The sequence below is a fragment of the uncultured Algoriphagus sp. genome (assembly GCF_963974835.1).
Lineage (GTDB): Bacteria > Bacteroidota > Bacteroidia > Cytophagales > Cyclobacteriaceae > Algoriphagus.
In genome coordinates this window covers 40,028-62,357 of the sequence record NZ_CAXBET010000014.1, presented here as the reverse complement: position 1 = coordinate 62,357, position 22,330 = coordinate 40,028, and the positions used below count along the sequence as shown (strand labels likewise).

General features: G+C 40.1%; 16 protein-coding genes. 8 read left to right on the top strand and 8 right to left on the bottom strand.

Going from position 1 to position 22,330, the window contains the following annotated elements; translation table 11 throughout:
- Positions 1-151: 151 nt before the first annotated feature.
- Positions 152-1,183, bottom strand: a complete 1,032-nt coding sequence (locus AACZ73_RS19650) for an LLM class flavin-dependent oxidoreductase (protein WP_339880535.1) — start codon at positions 1,181-1,183, stop codon at positions 152-154.
- A 167-nt stretch (positions 1,184-1,350) separates the two neighbouring features.
- Between AACZ73_RS19650 and AACZ73_RS19645 the strand changes: the two genes are divergently transcribed.
- Positions 1,351-2,790 carry a PhoPQ-activated pathogenicity-related family protein gene (locus AACZ73_RS19645; protein ID WP_339880534.1) on the top strand — a complete coding sequence of 480 codons (1,440 nt, stop codon included), beginning with the start codon at positions 1,351-1,353 and terminating at the stop codon, positions 2,788-2,790.
- Positions 2,791-2,795: 5 nt separating this feature from the next.
- Positions 2,796-3,989 (top strand): acetylxylan esterase, encoded by a 1,194-nt coding sequence (locus AACZ73_RS19640; RefSeq protein WP_339880533.1) that lies wholly within the window; start codon positions 2,796-2,798, stop codon positions 3,987-3,989.
- Positions 3,990-4,131: 142 nt separating this feature from the next.
- Here AACZ73_RS19640 and AACZ73_RS19635 read toward each other — a convergent pair whose 3' ends face one another.
- Positions 4,132-5,535: a sugar porter family MFS transporter gene (locus AACZ73_RS19635; RefSeq protein WP_339880531.1), complete on the bottom strand. Its 1,404-nt coding sequence runs from the start codon at positions 5,533-5,535 to the stop codon at positions 4,132-4,134.
- 346 nt (positions 5,536-5,881) lie between these two features.
- On the opposite strand from AACZ73_RS19635, the gene AACZ73_RS19630 reads away from it, so the two are divergent.
- The 4 genes from AACZ73_RS19630 to AACZ73_RS19615 all read left to right on the top strand — a co-directional run bounded on the left by AACZ73_RS19630 (position 5,882) and on the right by AACZ73_RS19615 (position 10,219).
- Entirely contained in the window at positions 5,882-6,799 is a 918-nt protein-coding gene (locus AACZ73_RS19630; RefSeq protein WP_339880530.1) for a hypothetical protein, read from the top strand.
- Positions 6,800-6,801: 2 nt separating this feature from the next.
- On the top strand, positions 6,802-7,068 hold the full coding sequence (locus tag AACZ73_RS19625) for a hypothetical protein (protein WP_339880528.1): 267 nt from the start codon (positions 6,802-6,804) through the stop codon (positions 7,066-7,068).
- A 1-nt stretch (position 7,069) separates the two neighbouring features.
- A complete protein-coding gene (locus tag AACZ73_RS19620; protein WP_339880527.1) occupies positions 7,070-8,863 on the top strand; it encodes a DUF2326 domain-containing protein in 1,794 nt (597 codons plus the stop codon).
- A 363-nt stretch (positions 8,864-9,226) separates the two neighbouring features.
- On the top strand, positions 9,227-10,219 hold the full coding sequence (locus tag AACZ73_RS19615) for a kinase (protein ID WP_339880526.1): 993 nt from the start codon (positions 9,227-9,229) through the stop codon (positions 10,217-10,219).
- Between the two features lie 134 nt (positions 10,220-10,353).
- Here the strand turns inward: AACZ73_RS19615 and AACZ73_RS19610 are convergent, their stop codons facing one another.
- From AACZ73_RS19610 to msrA, 4 genes are all read right to left on the bottom strand, one after another.
- Complete coding sequence (locus AACZ73_RS19610) at positions 10,354-11,160, bottom strand: phytanoyl-CoA dioxygenase family protein (RefSeq protein ID WP_339880524.1); 807 nt, start codon at positions 11,158-11,160, stop codon at positions 10,354-10,356.
- Positions 11,161-11,607: 447 nt separating this feature from the next.
- Positions 11,608-11,805, bottom strand: coding sequence for a hypothetical protein (locus AACZ73_RS19605; RefSeq protein ID WP_339880522.1), 198 nt, complete (start codon positions 11,803-11,805; stop codon positions 11,608-11,610).
- A gap of 383 nt (positions 11,806-12,188) precedes the next feature.
- Entirely contained in the window at positions 12,189-13,880 is a 1,692-nt protein-coding gene (locus tag AACZ73_RS19600) for a sulfatase (protein WP_339880520.1), read from the bottom strand.
- A gap of 357 nt (positions 13,881-14,237) precedes the next feature.
- A complete protein-coding gene (msrA, locus tag AACZ73_RS19595) occupies positions 14,238-14,738 on the bottom strand; it encodes a peptide-methionine (S)-S-oxide reductase MsrA (protein ID WP_339880518.1) in 501 nt (166 codons plus the stop codon).
- 345 nt (positions 14,739-15,083) lie between these two features.
- Between msrA and AACZ73_RS19590 the strand changes: the two genes are divergently transcribed.
- Together AACZ73_RS19590 and AACZ73_RS19585 are read left to right on the top strand one after the other, a co-directional pair.
- Complete coding sequence (locus AACZ73_RS19590) at positions 15,084-16,526, top strand: sulfatase (RefSeq protein ID WP_339880516.1); 1,443 nt, start codon at positions 15,084-15,086, stop codon at positions 16,524-16,526.
- A 102-nt stretch (positions 16,527-16,628) separates the two neighbouring features.
- Positions 16,629-17,288, top strand: coding sequence for a TetR/AcrR family transcriptional regulator (locus AACZ73_RS19585; RefSeq protein WP_339880514.1), 660 nt, complete (start codon positions 16,629-16,631; stop codon positions 17,286-17,288).
- Positions 17,289-17,430: 142 nt separating this feature from the next.
- Here the strand turns inward: AACZ73_RS19585 and AACZ73_RS19580 are convergent, their stop codons facing one another.
- Both AACZ73_RS19580 and AACZ73_RS19575 read right to left on the bottom strand, forming a co-directional pair.
- Positions 17,431-18,987, bottom strand: coding sequence for a RagB/SusD family nutrient uptake outer membrane protein (locus AACZ73_RS19580; protein WP_339880512.1), 1,557 nt, complete (start codon positions 18,985-18,987; stop codon positions 17,431-17,433).
- A 28-nt stretch (positions 18,988-19,015) separates the two neighbouring features.
- A complete protein-coding gene (locus tag AACZ73_RS19575) occupies positions 19,016-22,291 on the bottom strand; it encodes a TonB-dependent receptor (RefSeq protein WP_339880510.1) in 3,276 nt (1,091 codons plus the stop codon).
- Positions 22,292-22,330: the final 39 nt, after the last annotated feature.

The following is a 22,330-nucleotide window of genomic DNA, read 5'->3' as shown; positions in this document are numbered from 1 at the left end:
TATTAAGGCTACCACTTTCGCTAAGGAACATTTTGTAGTTAAATTTCTAGTACAAGACAAACAACATGACCATTTCTGATTAAGTCTTTATGAGAAAATACTTAATCAGAAATGCGGAGTCAGCTCCAATGCAACATAGTTTTAAGACTTCTTACTTTCGATTTTGTACGTACGGGATCACTTCCTTCCCTATCAGTTCAATCGCATTTTTCAATTGCTCATGGCTAAGATTAGCATTGTCCATCTGGAAAGTGAATCGGTCGATGCCTCCCAGTGCCTCGCTGTGACGTAGGATTTTCTCAGCTACTTCTTCTGCACCACCAACTACCAAAGCACCCAACTCACCGGTCTGGGCATTGAAGTGATTTCTGGTGACAGGCGGCCATCCCCGCTCTCTGCCAATTTTGGTGAACGTCTCAGCGTAGCCTGGATAGTAGGCTTCCACTGCTTGATCCGTAGATTCTGCCACATATCCCAGAGAATGTAACCCCACTTTCAATTTCTCAGGAGCATGTCCGGCTTTGGCGCCAGCCTGTCGATACATATCTACCAATGGACGGAACCTATGCGTTTCCCCTCCTATCACTGCCACCATCAAAGGTAAACCAAGCGTGCCAGCTCTCACAAATGAAGCTGGGGTTCCGCCCACGCCTTGCCAAATCGGCAAAGAATCCTGCAGCGGTCTGGGATAGATCGCCTGCTGATTCAGTGCTGGACGAAACTGACCTTTCCAAGTCACAATTTCCTCATCCCGAATCTTCAGTAGTAAATCCAGTTTTTCGGAGAAAAGCGCATCGTAATCATTCAGCCTCAAGCCAAAAAGTGGAAAAGCCTCCGTAAAGGAACCTCTTCCCGCGATGATTTCCGCACGACCATTTGATATCAAATCCAGTGTAGCGAATTCCTGAAAAACACGAACCGGATCTGCAGCACTCAAGACGGTGACCGCCGAGGTGAGTTTGATTCTGGAAGTCCGTGTTGCTGCAGCTGCCAGAATTATTGCAGTCGCAGAATCCAGAAATTCCTTACGGTGATGCTCCCCGATACCAAAAACATCCAAACCCATTTCATCTGCATAGACTATCCTATCTATGAGTTCGGTCAGCGATTTCCTCCGATTTTCAGTTTGACTATCTGTTCCCGCCGGTGCTGCCGCAGCAAAACTATCTATGCCTATTTCCATGATTTTTCCTGATTATTTTTCACTTAACCAATACCGCTCTTTTTCAATTCCATTTTATGTTTTATGCTTCACAAAAAAATCACTTACCTGAAATCTGCTGCTACTTTTCCTTGATGCAAAAAAGCTAATTACTTACCTTCTAGCTATTAACCCAGCTAACCTGTTTTATGAAAAAACACTTTTTATCAAGTCTACTTCTTTGCTCTATCATCCTCAGTTTTTCCTGTAAGCAGCAAGAAAAGTCGACCGAAGAAATTCCACAGGAAAGATCAGAAACGCTTCTCAAAGATTACGTAAATGGTCCAAGCCCAGATTTTTCTTATGAAATCGTCCACTCAGTGCCAGGCGAGGAATATGATTTTCACGTGTTGCGGATGGTTTCCCAAAACTGGCTCACACCTGATTTGGTGGATCAAACAGAATGGTGGCATTGGATCTCGGTAGTGGTGCCAAAAAACTCCCCATTCACCACCAGTCTAATGTGGATAGGAGGAGGAAGCACCGGAACGAAAATGCCTGAAAAACCGAATGAGTTGATTTTAGCTGCAGCGATGCAGACCAATTCTATCGTGGCCGAGATTCACAACATTCCTTTTCAGCCGTTGACCTTTGTCAATGATTCGGTAGGAAAGCGAACCGAAGATGCAATAATCGCCTATGGTTGGAGGAAATTTCTCGAAGGAGGTGCAAAGGATGAGGACGCCATTTGGCTCGCCCGATTGCCAATGACCAAAGCTGTGAAACTGGGAATGGATGCAGTGACTGAGGTGGTAGAGAAGAATTACCAAAAGAAGCTAGATTCTTTCGTGGTCGGCGGTGCATCCAAGCGGGGCTGGACCACTTGGACAACTGCCGCTACGGATGATCGGGTAGTTGCGATTATTCCTGTCGTGATCGATATGCTCAATCTGGAAGAATCCTTTGAACACCACTGGAGAAACTACGGATTTTGGGCTCCTGCCGTAGATAACTATGTGAGCGAAGGAGTCATGGATTGGATGGGAACTCCGGAATTTGACCGCTTGCTGGAAATCACCGAACCTTATTCTTTTCGCTCAGATTTCGATATGCCAAAACTTCTGATCAATGCTGCCGGGGATCAATTTTTCCAACCTGATAGTTGGGAGTTTTACTGGAATGAGTTGATCGGGGAAAAGCACATGCAGTACGTCCCAAATTTCGGACATGATCTATCGGAATCTGATGCGCTACCGAATATGATTTCTTTTTATGCTTCTGTTTTGAATGACAGTCCTAGACCAGTTTATGATTGGAAAATGCTGGAGGATAAAATCCAACTGACACTCGATCCAGCGAATAAGCCGATCTCTGTGAAAGCTTGGACAGCTTCAAATCCAAATGCACGTGACTTTCGGGTGGATGAGTTTGGTCCAAATTGGAAATCCACTGAAATGAAGATTACTGATTCTGGGATTTATGAATTGGCCTTGGAGAATCCGGAAGAAGGATATAAAGCATATTTCATTGAGGCGACTTTCGCAGGAAAAACTCCCCTGAAAATCACCAGCGGCGTGGAAGTCATGCCGAGAATCTACCCTTTCCCTGCATACGAGTCCAAGCTAATGCAAGAAACACCCCAAAATTAATGTATATGAGAACTAAAATTCAATACGCTATTTTCCCTCTCCTAATCACAATTTCCATGACAGTGCAGGCTCAATCTCAGGCAAATTACGACGAGAGTAAGGTACCAGCTTTGGTCCTCCCCGATCCTTTTGTAAGTGAAAAAGGATTCCTGATTTCTAATTTGGCAGACTGGGAAAATATCAGAAAGCCGGAGATTTTCAATCTTTTTGAGACTGAGGTCTATGGAATTCTACCAAAAGATTTTGATTCTATTTCCTTCGAAAAAGTCAATGAAAAAGAAAATCCCTACCCGGAATCGGCAGACCTTGAAGAAGTCAATATTAAGGTGTCAAGAAATGGCAAATCTCATACGATGCGAATCAATCTGTTTTTACCAAAAAATCAAAGTGGTCCCTTCCCTATAGTTTTACTGATTAATTATGAGCCTACTTACACTGATGGGAAACTCGTGAAAGCGGAGTTTTGGCCAGTTCCGGAATTGATCAAGAGAGGCTATGCTACCGCTTCTTTCCACGTTGAGACTGTTGCGCCGGATAATAACGACACGTACACTACCGGAATTATTTCCACCCTTTATCCTGAGCAAATCGGAATGTCAAACGGCATGAAAGCCTATGGCGCCTGGGGATGGGGAGCGATGCGGGCAATGGATTATTTCGATCAGCATCCTCAAATCGACACCAAAAAATCAATCCTCGTAGGACATTCACGCACAGGCAAAGCGGCACTTTGGGCTTCCGCTAATGATCCCAGATGGGAGATCACCTACGCCAATGAATCCGGTTGCGGAGGAGCTGCCATTTCCCGCCGGAAATATGGGGAAACTGTGGAAGCTATCAATACTCGATTTCCCTATTGGTTTGCAGACAATTTCAATAAATACAATGGAAAAGAGGAAACGCTCCCGATTGACCAGCACCTATTACCCGGTCTGATCGCCCCAAGAGCGATCTATTATTCCAGTGCCAAAGGCGACCAATGGGCAGATCCCAAAGGTGAGTTTCTGGGAATCAAACTTGGCAGCAGAGTATATTCTGAGATTTATGGAAAGAGGATAGAATTTCCGGCTGAATTCGAAACAATAAATTCACCCATTCATCAGGAAGCCGTGGGCTACCATATCCGGGAAGGAGAGCACAATTTGACCTGGGAGGATTGGTCGCATTTTCTGGAATTTGCCCAAATGAATCTCAACTAAAAGTAGCTAATTGAAGACTCCTTAAATCCAGGTAAACTCTAGACTTTAGGATCAAATCAGCCTTCAACCCCTCTTATATTTCCTCCGACGAGTTCACTTTGGTCTCGGGTTGGCGGATTCAACAATTTAACGCTTGCCTCTATCACCCCACCAGTTCCTTTTCAATCTCTTCCAAGGACTTGCCCTTTGTCTCAGGCAGCACAAAGTAAATCACGAGGAACCCAAAAGCACAGATACCTCCATAGAGCCAGAAGTTATTTGCCCAGCCTAGATTCTCACGGATAGCGGGAAAGAAATAGGTCAGGGTGAAGTTACCTACCCAGTGCGCAAGCGCTCCTATGGAAATCGCTGCACCACGTATTCGGGTAGGAAAAATCTCCGAAAGCACCACCCAAAGCAAGGGTGCCAAGGTGAAAGAATAAAACATCACATTGGCCAATACAGCAAATACAACTGCATTTCCGCCGAGATCTTTAAAGAAAAAGTAACCAATCAACCCGTAGAGAATCGCCATCGCAGAAGTACCGATCAACAGGAGTTTCTTTCTGCCAAATCTATCCACTGTAAAAATGGTGATAAACACCGATAGCACCATCACCCCACCAATGACCACGATATTCAGCATCATCTGCTTGAGATTATAACCCGCTGCCTGAAAGATATCAGCTGCGTAATAGATCACCACATTGATTCCGCTCCACTGCTGGAGAAAAGCCAGGAAAATACCGATCCCCAATAGCTTCATAATTCGCTTCTGGAACAATTCCTTCAGATTCACCTGTCCAAAATCTCCTTCCTTCAACGTAGTTTTCACCTCGGCGATGGAATCTTCTGCATAGGCATTCCCACCGATTCTTTGGAGAATGGTACGCGCTCGACCTTCTTCCTTATTCTTGATCAACCAAGGCACGGACTCAGGCACAAAAAACATCAACACAAAAAACAAGAGCGCTGGAATAGCCTCAGCAGCAAACATCCATCTCCAGCCATTTTGCCCAGACCAACTCGCTGCAATCATCTCGAAAGTGGCATCATCAGCCAGTTGGGTATCCGCAAGCGAGATCTGCCAGTTGATCAACTGAGCCAGCAAAACTCCGATCATGATCAGGAGCTGGTTAATCGTGACCATTTTGCCTCGTTTCTCTGGAGGCGAAAGTTCTGCAATGTAAAGCGGTGAGAGGTTTAGCGCTACTCCCATCGCTACGCCGCCAATGATTCTATAGAAATTGAATTCCCAGAAAGTACCAGCCAAGGCAGTTCCTATAGCCGATATGGAAAACAATAAGCCAGAGGCGATCAGTAATCTTTTCCTCCCCAACTTATCCGAAATCAAGATGCAAATCCCAGCTCCGATCATGCAGCCAATCAATGCTGAGCTTGTTCCCCAACCCTGATCGCTCACCGAAGTAATAGTAAAAAAAGGCTCGTAAAATGGCTTGGCTCCTCCTATCACCACCCAATCGTACCCAAATAAAAACCCACCCAATGCTGCAGTGAGGCTAATCAGCCAAATATAAGTTTGGTTGTAAGTATAGGTAGGCTTCATGGGATCAGGTTAGGGTTTGGGAAAAGGCATAAAATCGAAGCAATAAAATAGGGCTTTTTAGGATTTTAGCAATCCTGTAGTTACTCAGGAAGAAACCGTCATAGAAGAATAGCAGAAAGTGAGGATCAAAGAAAAAGGTCGGACACTAGTTGACCTACTCCATAAAAAAAGGACAAAATACCCTGTATAGGGTATGAATTTCAAGTCAAAACTCCTTTTCTTGAGAAAAAGATTTTTCAAGAGGTAACTAGAGAGATTTTTGGAAGGGCTAATAAAAGTTATAAAGAAAGTTTATGTAACTAGTTGCGTGCACACAGATGTTGAATAGAATTAATAAAAACCCAGAATGGACAAGGCCTTAAAAGCAAATATTAGAGAATTAATAAAATCGAAACGTGGTTTTGAATTCGAAAATTTCATTTCGGAACTTAATCTTATTCAATATGGCTCAGATGGTTTTCAACCGACAAGAGAAAGGAAAGATGACGGAGCTGAAGGTTTGATAATTTCATCAAAAACAATTATAGCGGCATATGGTCCAGACACATTTGATGAGAAAAAATTCAAGAGAAAAGTTGACGATGATTTTGATGATTTTCTAAAAAAATGGGCAGACAAAAATCCAAATTGGATTATGCACTATAATAATTCTCTTGCCCCTATTCAATTAAAAATTGCTAATGACCTAAAAGCACTTGCTGATACTCATAATATTGAAACAAATCATATTTCGATTAAAGGTATAGATCAAATCATGCACATGATCGAAACAGAATTTTCAGCATTACAACTGAGATCCGTTGCAAAACTTCTAGGAGTGCCAAAAGAATTAATTGTATTTGATCATGTTCGAAATATTATTGATGATTTAATACAAGGCACTTCAATTGACAGAGAGGTAATTAACTACAAACTGGAAGTTAATATTGAAGAAAAAATTGAATTAAACTATACTCCAAAAGATATGAATTCAGCATTTGAAGAGTATGAAGAACTTAACACTCAAGGGACGCTTAAAAAAATATATAGTATTCTTTCAACCTTTCAAACCGAGGAAATTAATTCACTTAAACTTAGAATAAAAAGAGATTTCAACAATGAAAATGGCACATTCAAATATAAATTAGAATCATTAACTAATCGTTATTTAAATAAATATTCAAACGTCGAAGATGACTATTCTTCTTATTACATAAGAAGTCTTTTGGTTTATTGCTTTGAGCAATGTATGATTGGGAAAAAGATTAAAAACGAATCAAACTAAATATGTTAATTCCACATCCAGAAGATGATCTAAATATCAACCTTATGGTTTTAGGAGCGGATATAATTAAAACTCTATCGAGTACTAAATCAAACAATTATGTATTGGTAGAAAATGTTCTAAGGGATTTCCTAAAGAAAGATGAGAAAAGAACACCGGACCTATTCTTTAATTCCTTAGTTTTTCTTTACGCTGTAGGACTAATTGATAAAAAAGACTATAAAATCAAACTTACTCCATTAATAAACAAACAAACATCACTATTCTAACATGCTCAAGAGACTCTATTCAGACACTAACGTGCTTGTACAAGACATTGAATTCAAACCTGGATTAAATATAATCTATGGCAAGTATTCCGATTCAAAAGAGGCAAAAGGAATCAATGGTATTGGCAAGTCATCTCTTGTAAGGCTTATTAACTATATGTTCTTGGGTGATAATTCTGAAAAAGAATTCAATAAGTCTAAATATGATTTTCTTAGAAAGGAAAATCATAATTTATTTATAGAATTTGAAGCGAATGGGAATAATTATATCATAAAACGAAATTTTAACGAAAATAAAATAATTTACTTTGGGAAAAACAGCCAAACCTTAGCAGAATTCGAAAAACAAGAATTATTACAAGTTTTATCAACTATTTTGTTTCCCGAAAAAGACCATGAAACATATTATGAGGGTAACCGATTCAGATCTTTAATGCAATTTTTCATTAAGGACGACGTCCAAAATAAATCAAGAAAAGACCCTACAAATTTTTTCAGCTTTACACCTAATGCAGTTGATAAGGCAATTTACAATTTTTACCTAATGGGCTTTAAAACAAATAGCCTTATCAATTTCAAAGAAATCAGTCAAGAATACAAACGATATAAAGAAGCTTTAAAAACCAGTGAAGATAAACTTCAAGCTGATACAGGTTTTTCAGTCGAAGAGTATAGGTCTGAAAAATTAAAACTTGAGCAAAAGGTCAAAATCCTTGAAGCCAGAATAAAGACTTTAGACTTTAAGGGTTCACATAAAGATTTAGAAGAAAAATTATTGAAAATAATTTCTAAAATAAATGAAAAATCTAAAGAGTATCACTCTACTAGTCAGCGCCTAAAAAACATAAGAGAGTCTTATGAGAAATCAACAGAACTTGACACTCAGCAAGTACAAAAAATATACAATGAAGTACTTCAAAACTTCGGAACAGCAATTAAAAAATCTCTAGATGAGATCTCTGGCTTTAAATCCGAAATAATAGAAAACAGAACTAAATTCCTTATTAGCAGAGAAAAGAAACTCAATCAATCTATTGACATTATTTTCACTGAACTCTCTAAATTGGAAGAATCAAGGACCAAACTATTATCTCAACTTAAAGAATATGGGGCATTTGAAAAACTGGAAAATACATATGAGGAATTAATTCAAGAGAAAGGGCTTATTGAAAGACAGAATCAAGTATTAATTCAAATAGATGAGTATAATCAAATTCTTTATGATCAAGAAATAGTGTTAAGTGAAGTTAAAAGGGATATTTCTAATGACCTACATGAATCTGTAAAATTAGCAAATGAGCTAAGAACATTATTTTCAGAAATTCTTTACTCTGCACTAGTTGTTGACGAAAATCATACCAGTGGATATTATGGTTTATCACAAAAGAGAGGTAAAAAGACAGATCTACCGTTTAAAATTGACATTAAAGTACCAAAATCAGGTTCTTTAGGACAAGAGGATTTAAAAATGATTTCTTATGATTTAATGATCTTTCTCAACGCAATTCAGAATAAAAGACAATTGCCTGACTTCTTAATTCATGATGGTGTTTTTGGGAACATGTCTCATAAGATAATGGTTAATTATCTAAACTATCTAAACCGAAAGCATCTACAATTATATAAAACTAAAAATTTTCAATATATAGTAACTTTTAGTGAGGACGAAATTGAAATCCCTGAATTCAAAAAAGGACTCTATGGTGAATTTGATTTTGACTTTGATTTTAGGAAGATAATCGTTCTGGAAGATGTGCCCGAGAAAATGCTTTTTAAACGAAATATCGAACAATAAAACGTCTTAAACATGGTTCATATTGCATATCCTCATTGACCATTAACCCCCAGAAATAGGATTCAATTCCGTATAGATCACCTCGACGATATTTGCTCCCGGGCACCATGTATTCCAATCATGGATCTGGTTATCATTCTTGGGATTCTTGAGTTTGGCGGTGGCATCCATCACTCCCTAAAAAACGCATAAAACACCCTGCTGAGGGTATGAATAACAACTTAAAACATACTTTCTTGAATGACAGAATCTTCGAGGGATGAAAGCAGAGATTTTGGGAAGAATAAAATTAAGATATATAGGAAAAATACGTAACTAGTTGCGTATACACAGATGTTAGCAGAAAGTTAAAAACAGAACTGAATGAGTAACTTACTTTACTTTCCATACATAAATGTTCCTAGAACAGATTGGACATTGAGAACTCTTCTCTATTATGACAATATCGGTTCGATTGTTCCTCAAGAATATTTCTATGAACCAGAAAGAAACTTTGACGAGTTTATGCTTGAGTTAGTAAGAGAAAACCTAGTCACACCAATAAACCCAATGGATGTTTTAGACAATCCTTGGGAATCAACAAGACCATTTATTGAATTAATTCGAGAAAACAGTAAAAAACTCGAAAAAGCACAAAATAGATTCATTGAAGGTAATCGTGGAAATATCCACAGTGAAAAATTCTCAAAAGCCAATATACACGCTGATAAGTTTGACCAAGAAATATTTTACCAATTAGAGCAATTAGGACTTGCTGAAAGTTCAGAAGATCGTTGGTATTCAGTCGAGAAAAGGACAGCAAATAATCTAATGAATTTTTTAGCAACTTTAATTAGTGCTAAAACAAATAGGCTACCAACAACCGATTATGTTAAGCCATTTCACTATCGAAACTCATTTAAAAAAACACAGGAAAAAAGAGAAATAATTTTAAGTAGTTTAATTCCTTTTCCTCAAGATATTGATTTCACTCGCTTAATGAGATTTAAAGAAAAGCATTCCGACTTATTACAAGCTTTTAGAACTCAAGTGGAATTAATTGCACTTGACCCAAACATAATTGAGGGAACACCTTTATTCTATCAGCGACTAGCAGAACTAACTCAACGAAGAGATGAATTATCTGCTAAAATGAATGAGAGTCAATTTAACCGTATTTTGTTTGGTACTGTTTGTGGTCTAATCGGTGCATATCAAGGAATTGAGGCAGAATCAACGACAGGAGCAGTAATTGGTGCATTACCTGGATTTGTAAATGCTGTGTATTCTGCTTTACAGATAGAAAGAGCAGAAAATGTATTTGACCAAAGCGGACTAAAATATTTAGCTCTTGCAGATAAAAGATTAAGAAGATAAAAATCCAGATGCCAAAGATGGCTACAAGTAAATGTTTGCTCTATCATATCTCTGAAAATCCTTTCGGATTTTCAGATTGGTATGTACTTTCAAAGCTAAGCGCTAAATCACTCAACTACTTATAGCCGAGACCGCTACCCTAAATCCCCCGCAACAGGATTCAATTCCGTATTGATCACCTCACCGATCTTTGCTCCCGGGCACCAGGTATTCCAGTCATTGATCTGATTAGCATTTTCAGGATTTTTGAGTTTGGCGGTAGCATCCATATAGATCACAGTCATTACTTTTCGCATCTGATCAGTTTGATTGGCCCCGGCGCGATGGAAAATCCATCCTGAGTGGAAGCTCACCTCTCCCAAATCAAATGCTTCGATCACATGCTCAAAGTTGTTGATTCGGAGATTTTGTTTGATTTTAAGTTCGGAGTCATCTCCTATTTCCAAATCTCTACCAAAAACAATCTGTTGGCTTCCGGCAGAAAACTCCAGCGGTCCCATTTCCAGCGGAGTTGCCTGAAGAGGAATCCAAGCGGTAATCGTGTTATCCGTGTCGATCGGCCAGTAATACTGGTCTGCGTGCCAAGGAGTAATTCCTCCACCCGCCTCTTTGAATAAGGCCTGATCATGGTATATCCGAACTTGCTCGCAGCCCATTAGATCCGCGGCGATTTGAGCTAGTCGTTTGCTGAGCACCAGCTTTTTGACTTCCTCAGATTCTGTCCAAAGATTGAAAATCTGCAAGAATGCCTTGCTATAGGTATCCCGCTCCTCCATAGGTTTATCCTGGGTGTTTTTCCGCTGAACTTCTGCTGAAATCACTTCATTGAAATGAGCGACTTCTTCTGGACTAAGCACCTGCTTTAGTTTGATGAAGTTATTTTCCTGGTAAAAAGCTTTGGCCTCAGGAGAGATTGGATAGGGTTGATTGAGGTTATTCATGGGTTTGGGTTATTTGCTTTTAAATTAGGAAGCTCAAATGGGTAATAAAATAGATTTTAATAAAAAGTGGTTGTAACCGCAGAGGCGCCAAGGTCGCAGAGTTTTTAACGCAGAGAATTTTTCTTTAAAAAGGAATTCAAGCCTTTGCATTTTCCTTCGCGATCTCCGCGTCTTTGCGGTAAAACAAAAAGAAAATCACTTTGCAAAGGAGTACCAAACAATACAATATTTCGCTCCTTCAGAGCTAATGCATTCAAACTCATTTTTAAACCCAGCCCTAGTCGGACTGGGCTTTGATATCTAGGGCATTCAGCCCTATTTCATGCCAAACTGCACTCTCTGCATTTTCTTTCGAGATCTCTGCGACTTTGCGGTTAAAAAAACCAGAAAATCACTTTGCAGAGACTTACTCAAAAGTCAAATTGTTTTTGCTGCAGCTCGATGAAGTTATTCTCTTGGTAAAAAGCTTCGACCCCACGAGAGATTGGATAAAATAATTTCTACCGCAAAGGCGCCAAGGTCGCAGAGTTTTTGGCGCAGAGAATTTTTCTTTAAAAAGGAATTTAAACCTTTGCGTTTTCCTTCGCGATCTCCGCGGCTTTGCGGTAAAAAAATCAGAAAATCACTTTGCAGAGACTTACTCAAACATGCATTATTTCGCTCCTTCAGAGCTAGTGTATTCAAATTTATTTTTAAACCCAGCCCTAGTCGGACTGGGCTTTGATATCGAGGGCCTTCAGCCCTTTTTGCTTCATTAAAACAAAATATCAACTGTGCCCACTGGGTTAAATTTTCGGTCTTCGCGGGAAAAGATAAAAAAAGCCCCAGCGAACTAATCCGCTGAGGCCTCTATCATTGTACAATTTATTTTCTTTTTCGTAAAAAGCGTTCATATAAAACACCAAAAGCGACTTCTAGACAGTTAAACAATAGCATTTAGGCCGCTTCGGTCACCCGTCTCCGGTCTTCTGACCGGATGAGCAAAGAAAACAAGGCCACTTGCATAATTGCCGACTATCATACAATGATTACTTCTTCTTTCTCTCCTCAAAAATCTTATCAATCAACGTAGTGTCCTTGGCTCCAAAGAATCCTTGGCGTTCTGCCAAATCATCCAGATACATATCGATGTATTCCTGACTTAGCTCTGAACTGTCACCGTACTTTTCACGCAAGCCATCTAGCTGTTTGTGCAGGTCTGCCCGGATCTCCGCATAAGCTGGATCATCATAGACATTGGTCAACTCCATAGGATCTTTCTTTCTATCGATCAATTCCCACTCATCATTGTCAAAGTAATAGTGTACCAATTTATAGTCCTTGGTAATGATCGCATAGTGACGCTTCACCATATGCACCGATGGATATTCGTAATAGTGATAGTAAACCGCATCTCGGGTCCACTTATCAGTTTCCCCAGTAAGCAAAGGCAACAAACTCTCTCCCTGCATATCTGAAGGAGCTTCTATTCCAGCAGCTGCTAGGAATGTCTGTGCAAAATCAAGGTTCTGAACCATCTCATCTGATTTGGTTCCCGCCTTGACTTTAATTGGCCAAGCCATCAATAGTGGTGTCTTGAAAGACTCATTGTACACAAAACGCTTGTCAAACCATCCGTGCTCGCCTAGGTAAAACCCTTGGTCAGAAGTATAGACGATGATCGTATTTTCCATCAAATTATTTGCTTCCAAATAATCCAATACCCTGCCTACGTTTTCATCCACAGCTTTGATCGTGCCTAGGTAATCCTGCATGTAGCGCTGATATCTCCACTTCATTTTATCCTCCTCTGTCATGGTTGGGTAGGCTTTTTTGAAGTCTTCGTTTACTTTCATATAAGCCTTATCCCAGTTGGCTCGCTGGGACTCATTTAATCTTCCAACTTCCCTTGCGAAAGCTCCCTTGTCCCAAGAAGAAGTCTCTTCTATCCCCAATTCATCCATCACTTCAGGATAAATTTTTGAATCCCCAGACCAGTGCATATCGGTAAGCAGATTCATTTCTGCTTCGTGGGCAGCTCTTCCTCTTCCGGAATAATCATCAAAAAGCGTGGCAGGCTCCGGGAAAGTTCTGTTAGTAAATTCCTCAAGGTGTCTCTCCGCAGGAAGCCATTCCCGGTGTGGGGCTTTGTGAAGATACATCAGCATAAAAGGTTGATCAGCCTTGCGCTCATTTTTCAGCCAATCCAACGTCATATCCGTGATAATGTCGGTTACATACCCTTCCACATTAATAGTACCTTCATTTTTGGTGATAAAATCCGGATTGTAATACACTCCTTGATCAGGCAAAATCTTAAACTGGTCAAAGCCTTTGGGGCTGTTGCCAAAGTGTAGCTTTCCAAACATGGCTGTCTGATATCCTGCATCATGAAGGATCTGCGGGAAAGTCACATTCGTTGTATCAAAGGGAAAATGGTTATCCACTTTTTTATTAATGTGCGAATGCTTACCAGTCAAAATCGTAGCTCTAGAAGGTGCACAGATAGAGTTGGTCACAGATGCATTGGTGAAAAGCATACCCATCTTCGCTATTCGATCGATGTTGGGAGTTTCGATCAAGGTATTGTCGTAAGCGGAAATTGCCTGGTAGGCATGATCATCCGACATGATAAAGATGATGTTGGGCCTCTCCGCAGTTTTTTCAGCCTCTTCGGTTTTACATGCAAAAGCAAGTATCGCAACGGAGCCTAAGAAAATCGATTTTAAAATGTGCTTCATTTTAGGGGTGGTTATTTTGGGGTATAAATATTTGTCTTTAAAGATGTAAGCAGTTTCTTTGGTTTGCTGGATGTCGGATGACCGATGACCGGTGCGGCCTCAACAATTGATCTGACCTCTTCTTTTATTACTTGAATTTTCATGCTAGCAGAAAAGCAAAGAGACAAAGCATCATAAGATATACTTAACTCTACACTTCAGCCTACTTCCGTTTTCCGTCTTTGGGCACCCTACATCGGTCATCTAACATCGGTCTTCCATCTCCCGTCTCCCATCTTCGGACATCTGACATCGGTCTTCCGTCTTCCGTCTTCCGCCAGCCTACATCTGACATCGGTCACCTGACATCCCTCCTCCTCACTCCTCAATAAAACTCTCCTCAAACCTCAAGAAGTGGCAAGTATACCCATTCGGGTTTTTCACTAAGTAATCCTGATGATAGTCTTCTGCTGGCCAAAAAGGCGCAAAAGGCTCCAGGGTAGTCACCACCTTGCTCGGCCATTTACCGGATGCGTTGACGATGTCAATCATCTCCTGAGCTTCCGCTTTTTCTTCCTCATTTTGGTAGAAGATCGCAGATCTATAGCTCGAACCTCTGTCATTACCCTGCTGGTCCACCGTCGTGGGATTGTGCATTCTGAAGAAGTAATCCAAAATCTCCTTGAAGGATGTTTCACTAGGATCATAAGTCAATTCAAGGCCTTCTGCGTGGCCTGGATGGTTTCTATAAGTAGGATTTTCATTCTGCCCACCTTGATATCCAACTTCCGTATCTACGATTCCTGGACTCGTTCTGAAGAGATCTTCCATCCCCCAAAAACAACCGCCTGCGATGTATGCTTTTTTAGTATTGCTCATTTTATTGATTTTTTTTTAGTAACGGATAGCCCAGGACTTTGATTCCTTTCTTACCGATTTACCTAAAGGCTGTCATAAATCTAACTTAATAGGTTCAATTTCCTTTTTATTAATTTCTGAATTATTGCCAGTGTAATCTCTAAAGCAACCATGGTTAAGTTTAATTTTAGGTAAGTGTACCTAGGTCTTCCGTCTTCCGCCCCTTATTAAACTGGCTATGTTTATTAAGATTGTGGGTTACAATCATTGACGATCATTCATCAATTATAAGAATCAAAGCTTAACTTAGGCCAGCAGACCTACAATTTCAGCGATGCCAATTAGGCAATTGATTTCACCTTATAAATGAGAAAACACCTATTAATTTCTTTATTCCTAATTGCAACGACTTCTTTTGCACAGCAAAGAAAGAAGCCGAACATACTTTTCATTATCTCAGATGATTTGACTACGACTGCTCTTGGGGTAAACGGTAATAAAATTGCACACACGCCAGCTATAGATCAGCTAGCTAAAGAGGGTACTGTTTTTACCCATGCTTACACACAATATCCTGTCTGTGGGCCTTCAAGGGCATCTTTCATGTTTGGATATTATCCCAATGCTACACAAACCTATGGCTATGTAAGTGGGCGGGAAAATGTAGGGAAAGACAGGCCGTCAATTGCCGAGCTTTTTAAGAAAAATGGCTACTACACAGCCCGGGTAAGCAAAATCTATCATATGGGAGTTCCTATAGATATCGAAACCGGCTCTGATGGGCAGGATGATCCAGCATCGTGGACAGATAAGTTTAATTCCCAAGGTCCGGAATGGAAGGCTGACGGAAAAGCTGAACTAGTCCAAAACAATCCGGATGGCAGCATAGAGCGGAAAGGCGGAAATGTGATGACAATCGTCAAAGCTACTGGTGACGATCTAGCGCACTCTGACGGGAAAACGGCAGAGAAAGCTTCGGAACTTATTCAAAAACATAAAGATGAGCCATTCTTTTTGGCGGTTGGTTTTGTGAGACCACACGTTCCTTTTGTCGCTCCAGAGAGTTACTTTGAGCCTTTTCCTCATCAAGAAATTAAGCTTCCGAAGCAGGTGGAAAACGATTGGGATGATATTCCGGAACGTGGCATTAATTACGTGACCAGTGTAAATGCTGATATGAATCCGGTGCAAAAGCAAAAAGCTATCGCCGCCTATTATGCTTCTGTTTCTTATATGGACACGCAAGTTGGGAAGGTACTAAAAACGCTGAAAGATGAGGGGCTGGAAGATAATACCATTGTCATTTTCACTTCCGATCATGGATTCCATTTGGATGAGCATGAATTCTGGATGAAAGTAAGCCTACATGAAGAATCGGTCCTTGTGCCTTTGATAATAAAGGTGCCAGGCAAAAAGCCTGCGGTCGCAAATTCATTTACAGAACTGCTGGACCTTTACCCAACCTTGGCTGATTTGGCTGGACTGGATTACCCTGAGGGGGTTCAAGGCAAAAGTCTAATTCCAATTCTCGAAAATCCGGAGACAAAGGTGCGAGATTTTGCATTCTCGGTGTCTCAGGAAGGCAAGTCATTTTTAATCCGAACACCGGATTTTGCCTTCATCCAATACGACGAAGATGGAGCTTCGGGAATGGAGCTTTATGACATGAAAAATGATCCGGAGCAGTTTATAAATCTTGCAAAGAATCCAGCTTATTCGTGCATAGTCGATGAGTTACAGAGTAAATTAAGAGTAAAATTAAAAGAGGTCCGGTCAAATGATTTGGAAATCAACTATTCAAAACAATAAGTCACTGTCGGAATTAGTGTTGCATTAAGCCAATCGGGAAGCACAGAACATTCCGTTGATTACCTTCCCATACGAATTATCTTTTTTAACTCAAATTTTAAAATGAAAAGAACCACAAAAATCAAAACTAAAGACAAAATCCTTCAATCTGCTATTGAGCTTTACAATACTGCTGGAGTACAAACCATAACCAGCAGACACATCGCGGCCGAAATAGGAATTAGTCATGGTAATCTCGATTATCACTATAAAACCAAAGAAGAAATTATTTTGGCCATCTATGATAGAATGAGGGATGAAATGTCCGAATACTTTATCACTAGAAAGGCAAATTCCTCATCCATCGAGCATGTACATTTGCTACTTATTCAGCTGGAGGAATTCCAATACAAATACAGGTTTATCAATCTGGATGTACTTGAAATCACCAGAGCCTTTCCAAGGATCTCTGATCTCTTGCAGAAAACTTCTGAATACAGAAAACAACAACTTAATGTTTTGTTACAGGAATTTCTCTCCGACGGATATATGTTGGAAATTGAAAAGAATCTTTTGGAACAGACCCTGCATATTATCCGAATTATAATCACTTTCTGGTTATCCCAAAGGGAGGTCTTGGATACAGAAAAATTCACGGAAAAAGGCTCAATGGTTAAAAGTATTTGGGCAGTAATCAGTCCCTATCTAACTGAAGCAGGGAAAAATGAGCAGGAAAAAACCGTTTTAAAGTATGGGTACACCAAAGAGCTGACCAACAATTGATAATCCCAAGTTCTTTCAGAGTGTTCTATGGAAAATCATTATAGCGGGACACAACTTTCAGTACGCTTATTCTCAACTGAGAATAAAAAAAGAGTCACCCAGCTGGATGACTCCCTTTCATTACAACGTTACTCTTTCCAACTTAATACCCAGGATTCTGAGGAGTAAGATTTGGATTATTCTGCATTTCCGGCAATGGATAAGGCATCAAATAATGCTTAGCCTGAAGTGTCTGGTTAGAACTTGGATTTCTATGTCCTTCGAAATTATCGAATCCGTTGCTTGCCTCATTATAGACTTTGCGCAAGCGAAGCATATCAAACCAAGTAATCTGCTCATAACATAGCTCATGCCATCTCTCTCTCCAAACTGCCTCTCTGAAGGTATCTGAAGTAAATTCACCTAGCGTAGGAGTAGTCAAACCAGCTCTATCACGGATTCTTTTAAGGCTCTCCACAGCAAGTGCATTTGGACCTCCGACTTCATTTTGTGCCTCTGCATAGATTAACAACACTTCTGCAAATCTGATCAAAGGAACGTTCAGGTTATTAGCTCTGGTTCCAGGTTGATCTTTGGAGCCAAGTGCTATCTGATTAAAATGCTTAAAGATATAAGGCGCTCCCAAGTCGAATTCTGCACCGCTACCATTTTCATAATAAGTGGTGTAGAAAAATCCTTCCTGATTGACTGCACGTAGATCGCCATCTTCAAAAGAATTGTAGAATTCCTCTGTAGGGACAGTACTTCCAGTTCCTGATGGTCCTGCAAAAGTTACAGGCTTAAAGTTCGGGAACATGTCGTTCATCGGATTTCCAGCTACAACCACATTGTATTGAAGCATAAAAATATGCTCTAATCTATTGTCATTGTTTTCGTTATGAATTGCTTTATAATTTGGAAACAAATTAAGTGAAGCTGGATTGCTCATTCCGTAATCAATCACTTCTTTTGACTTATCAGCAGCTAGTTGGTAATGTGAAGCTCCCATGTTTAGAGGGAAACCTGCCATGGTCAGATATACCTTAGAAAGCAAAGATTTGGTAGCAGCAAGAGAAGCTCTGCCACTTGCATCCATCCAAGGTAAACCAGCCGCTTCAGCAGCTTTGAGATCTTCCACAATTAATGCATAGACAGCATCCTGAGCGGCTGGAGAAGGTTTAAAATCCTCTGAACTAGCTGTCTGAGGCATGGTAATCAATGGTACATCTCCCCACAATCTCACCAAGTAGAAATAAGCCCATGCTCTCAAAAATTTGGCTTCCCCAAGAATCTTTGTCTTCTGAGCTTCATCCATTGGTGTAATAGAAGGAACCTTGTCCAACACTAAATTTGCCTGTGCAATAACCTTATACAAGCCATTCCAGTAGTTGATCACATGTTGTGTTCTACCGTCATAAATAAGGCCATATAGGTTATTCAAATCAGAATTTTGGGCTGTCTCTGTGGTACTGGTACCGGTAGGTGCCTCGAGCAACTGCCATGTAACAGAAAATATTCCCGATCCACCACCAATAAATCGTGTATCTGCATAAACTGCAGCAAGTGCCGCCTCGGCATGGTCAGGTATAGTGTAGAAACTGTCCGGGGTCAAATTGGAAGGATCCTCTTCTTCCAAAAAACTTGAACAACCTACGAATCCCGCCACCAACATTCCAAATAGGAATAGTCTGCCTGCTTTGTTATATATGTTATTTTTCATTTGTTATATCACTTTAAGTAAAAAAGAATTAAAGAGTTACCTGAAGACCAAACATAAAGATGGTTGGCTTAGGATAACTGTGCCAGTTCATACCTTGGGAGAACACATTACTGTTTAGATCTCCATTTGTAGGTGTGATTTCCGGATCACCGATTATATCTTTTCCAGTCAACAAGAAGAAATTTTGAGCTGATGCATAAGCTCTCAATCTGCTTAGTTTGATAGCGCTGGTTACATTAGAAGGGAAATTATAGCCCAAGAGTAAATTTCTTCCTCTCAAAAATGACCCATCTTTCACCCAACGAGAATCCACGTTGGTCACATATCCTGCACGTGTATCACGGATTTCAGCAATTTGACTGTCCTGGTTTTCAGGAGTCCAGGCGTCCAATACAGTGGTATAGCTATTTGCAAGAGCCTGACGATCTTCACTTGGGTGAAGAGTCATATCCAGGATATCATTTCCAACACTATACTGAAGCTCTACAGTAAGATCAAAATTGTATAGTCTGAAACTATTGGAGAAAGCTCCCCAGAAGTCCGGGCTACCATTCCCAATAATCATTCTATCGGAATCATTGATTGCTTTGTCTCCATTCACATCCAAATACTTGATATCACCCGGAAGTATGGTAAGGCCATTTCTATAACTTACAAACTCAGCTGCCTCAGCTCTTTCAGCCTCACTCCAGGTACCAAGTCTAGTCAAACCCCAGAAGGATCCCACTGGCTCACCTACTCTGATGATGTTGGTCTGGTTAGTGAAATTAGGACCACCTACTCCAAAAATATCTGCAGGTGTAGCAAGTGAAAGCACTTTGTTTCTGTTCAGCGACAGATTGAATGAAGTATTCCAACTGAAATTTTCTTTCTCAAAATTCACTGAATTAAGTGTGAATTCTATACCCTTATTCTCCATTGATCCTACGTTGCTTCGGATAGTTGCATAGCCACTAGTTCTTGGAACCGGTGCATCCAATAGCATATCTGTAGTTTTACGGTAGTAAAGATCTACCTCTACATTCAGTCTATTATTAAACATTCCCAATTCTACTCCGAAGTCAGTCTGAGTGGTTTTTTCCCATTTCAAATCCGGGTTTGCAAGTCTATTTATACCTGTTCCACCTACCTGGGTTTCGTTGTAAATAGCTGAATAATTGGAACTTAATAACGATAGAGAAGAATAAGGAGGTATCTCTGAGTTACCAGTCAATCCATAACTAGTTCTTACTTTCAAGTTTGAAATAGTCTGGTTTCCTTTAAGAAATCCTTCTTCTGAGACTCTCCATGCCAATGCAGCAGAAGGGAAAAAGGCATACTTGTTATTATCACCGAATTTGGAGGATCCGTCCGCACGGCCAGTTGCTGTGAATAAATACTTGTCATCCAAGATGTAATTAATTCTGGCGAAGTAAGAATTCAATGCTTCTCTGGCGGCTCCCGAACCTACTCTAGGAATCTGGCTACCTGCTCCTAAGTTATTGTAAGTAAAATAATCAGTAGCAAAGTTCTGGATACTTGAACTCAAAGCAGTGTAATTATTTTCTTGCCAGGATATACCAAGAAGTCCTGTTACAGCATGTCTTTCTGCAAATACTTTATTATAGGTCAGGTAGTTTTCCAAAGACCAAAAGGTATCCTTTCTCATGCTCTTAGAGGCAGTACCTCTTTCGTTAATCGCCAATGTTCTAGTTTGAGATTGGTTATTTTCCTGAGTAAGAATATTTACACCTAGGGCTGTTCTCATTTGCAATGCATCTGAAAATTTGATGTTGGTGTACATGCTACCCAATGTAGTCTGTGTATTCAGGATATATCTTCTACCTGATAATCGGTGCATAGAACTCATTGTACCTTCCGCAAAAGGATAATCACGGTTGTTTGCAAAAGTTCCGTCCTCATACCTTACAGGTAAGAAAGGGAAATCCTCTACCATTTGACGGGCTACCGCATCATTTACGTCGACCAGGTTTTCAGATTGGTTATTATAGCTTAGGCTTCCACCCACAGTCAACCAACTTTTTACCTTATCTTCAATTGTAAACCTTGTAGAATATCTCGTTAGGTAGGAAGTCTTCACCAATCCTTCGTCATTTCTATAGCCTAGCGAAAGTGAATAGGAAGTGCGTTCATTTCCTCCAGTAAAGCCAAGTTGATGGTTTTGTGAAAGTTTATTCTGAGTAGTTTCTTTCATCCAGTCGGTATCGTAAAGAGGATTTCCCTGACTGTCAAAAATACGTGGATCAGTTCTTCTCAAAGCAGGATTTAGATAAGCCCACTTACCCTCAGCCCATCCCACTGGATCATATTTCTCCATATTTGCCCAAGCTAGGTCCTCAACTGCCAAATATTGCTTGGCATTCAAAACCTCAGGTCTGTTTGGACCAATGATAGGAACACTCAAATCGACATTATAAGTCACACTTCCTTCACCTGATTTACCTTTTTTGGTAGTTACCAAGATGACGCCGTTTGCTCCTCTTGATCCATAAATGGCAGTGGAAGATGCATCCTTAAGTACTTCTACAGACACGATATCATTTGGGTTAATGTAATCTATCGCGCTGGTTTGCTGACTAAGTGTACCAACAGGCATCTGTACTCCATCTATCACATAAAGTGGATTATTGGAAGAGTTGATAGAGCTAAATCCTCTGATTCTAACTGTTGTTCTTCCTCCTGGACGGCCTGAGTTATTATTTACTTGTACGCCTGATACTCTCCCTGCCAAAGCCTGGTTTAGAGATGAAGCTGGGCGCTCCCTAAGAGCTTCAGCATCTACTGACCCTACAGAACCAGTCAAATCACTTCTTTTGGTAGTACCGTATCCAATAACAACCACTTCATCCAAGGCAGTTGCATCAGGACGAAGAGTAACGTTTATTACTGTTTGTGAGCCTACGGACACTCGCTGAGGTTCGTATCCTATGTAGGAGAATATAAGTTCTGCATTATCAGGAACTGTGATAGAAAATTTTCCATCTATATCAGTTACTGTTCCCGAAGTGGTACCTGCTACTGAAACTGTTGCTCCCGGAAGAGGCAACCCTGTTTCATCCAGAACTTTGCCTGTCACAGTTACATCCGCTTTGTCTATTAAATTTGTATTATTTGATGATTTATCAGTTGCAGTGAGATTATCCGCAACTGAAACGTTTTCAGTATCCGATGGTAATTTGTCTTGCCCAGGATTTTCTTCGGAAGTATTTGCGAGAATCACAGAGCTGAAAATCATCTGAATTATGAATCCAAATAGAATTTTCTTAGACATCCACAAAAGTTGTCTATGTAAGTATTTTTTCATGTTTTGAGAGGTTTATTATTATTGATTTGAATTTGCCTA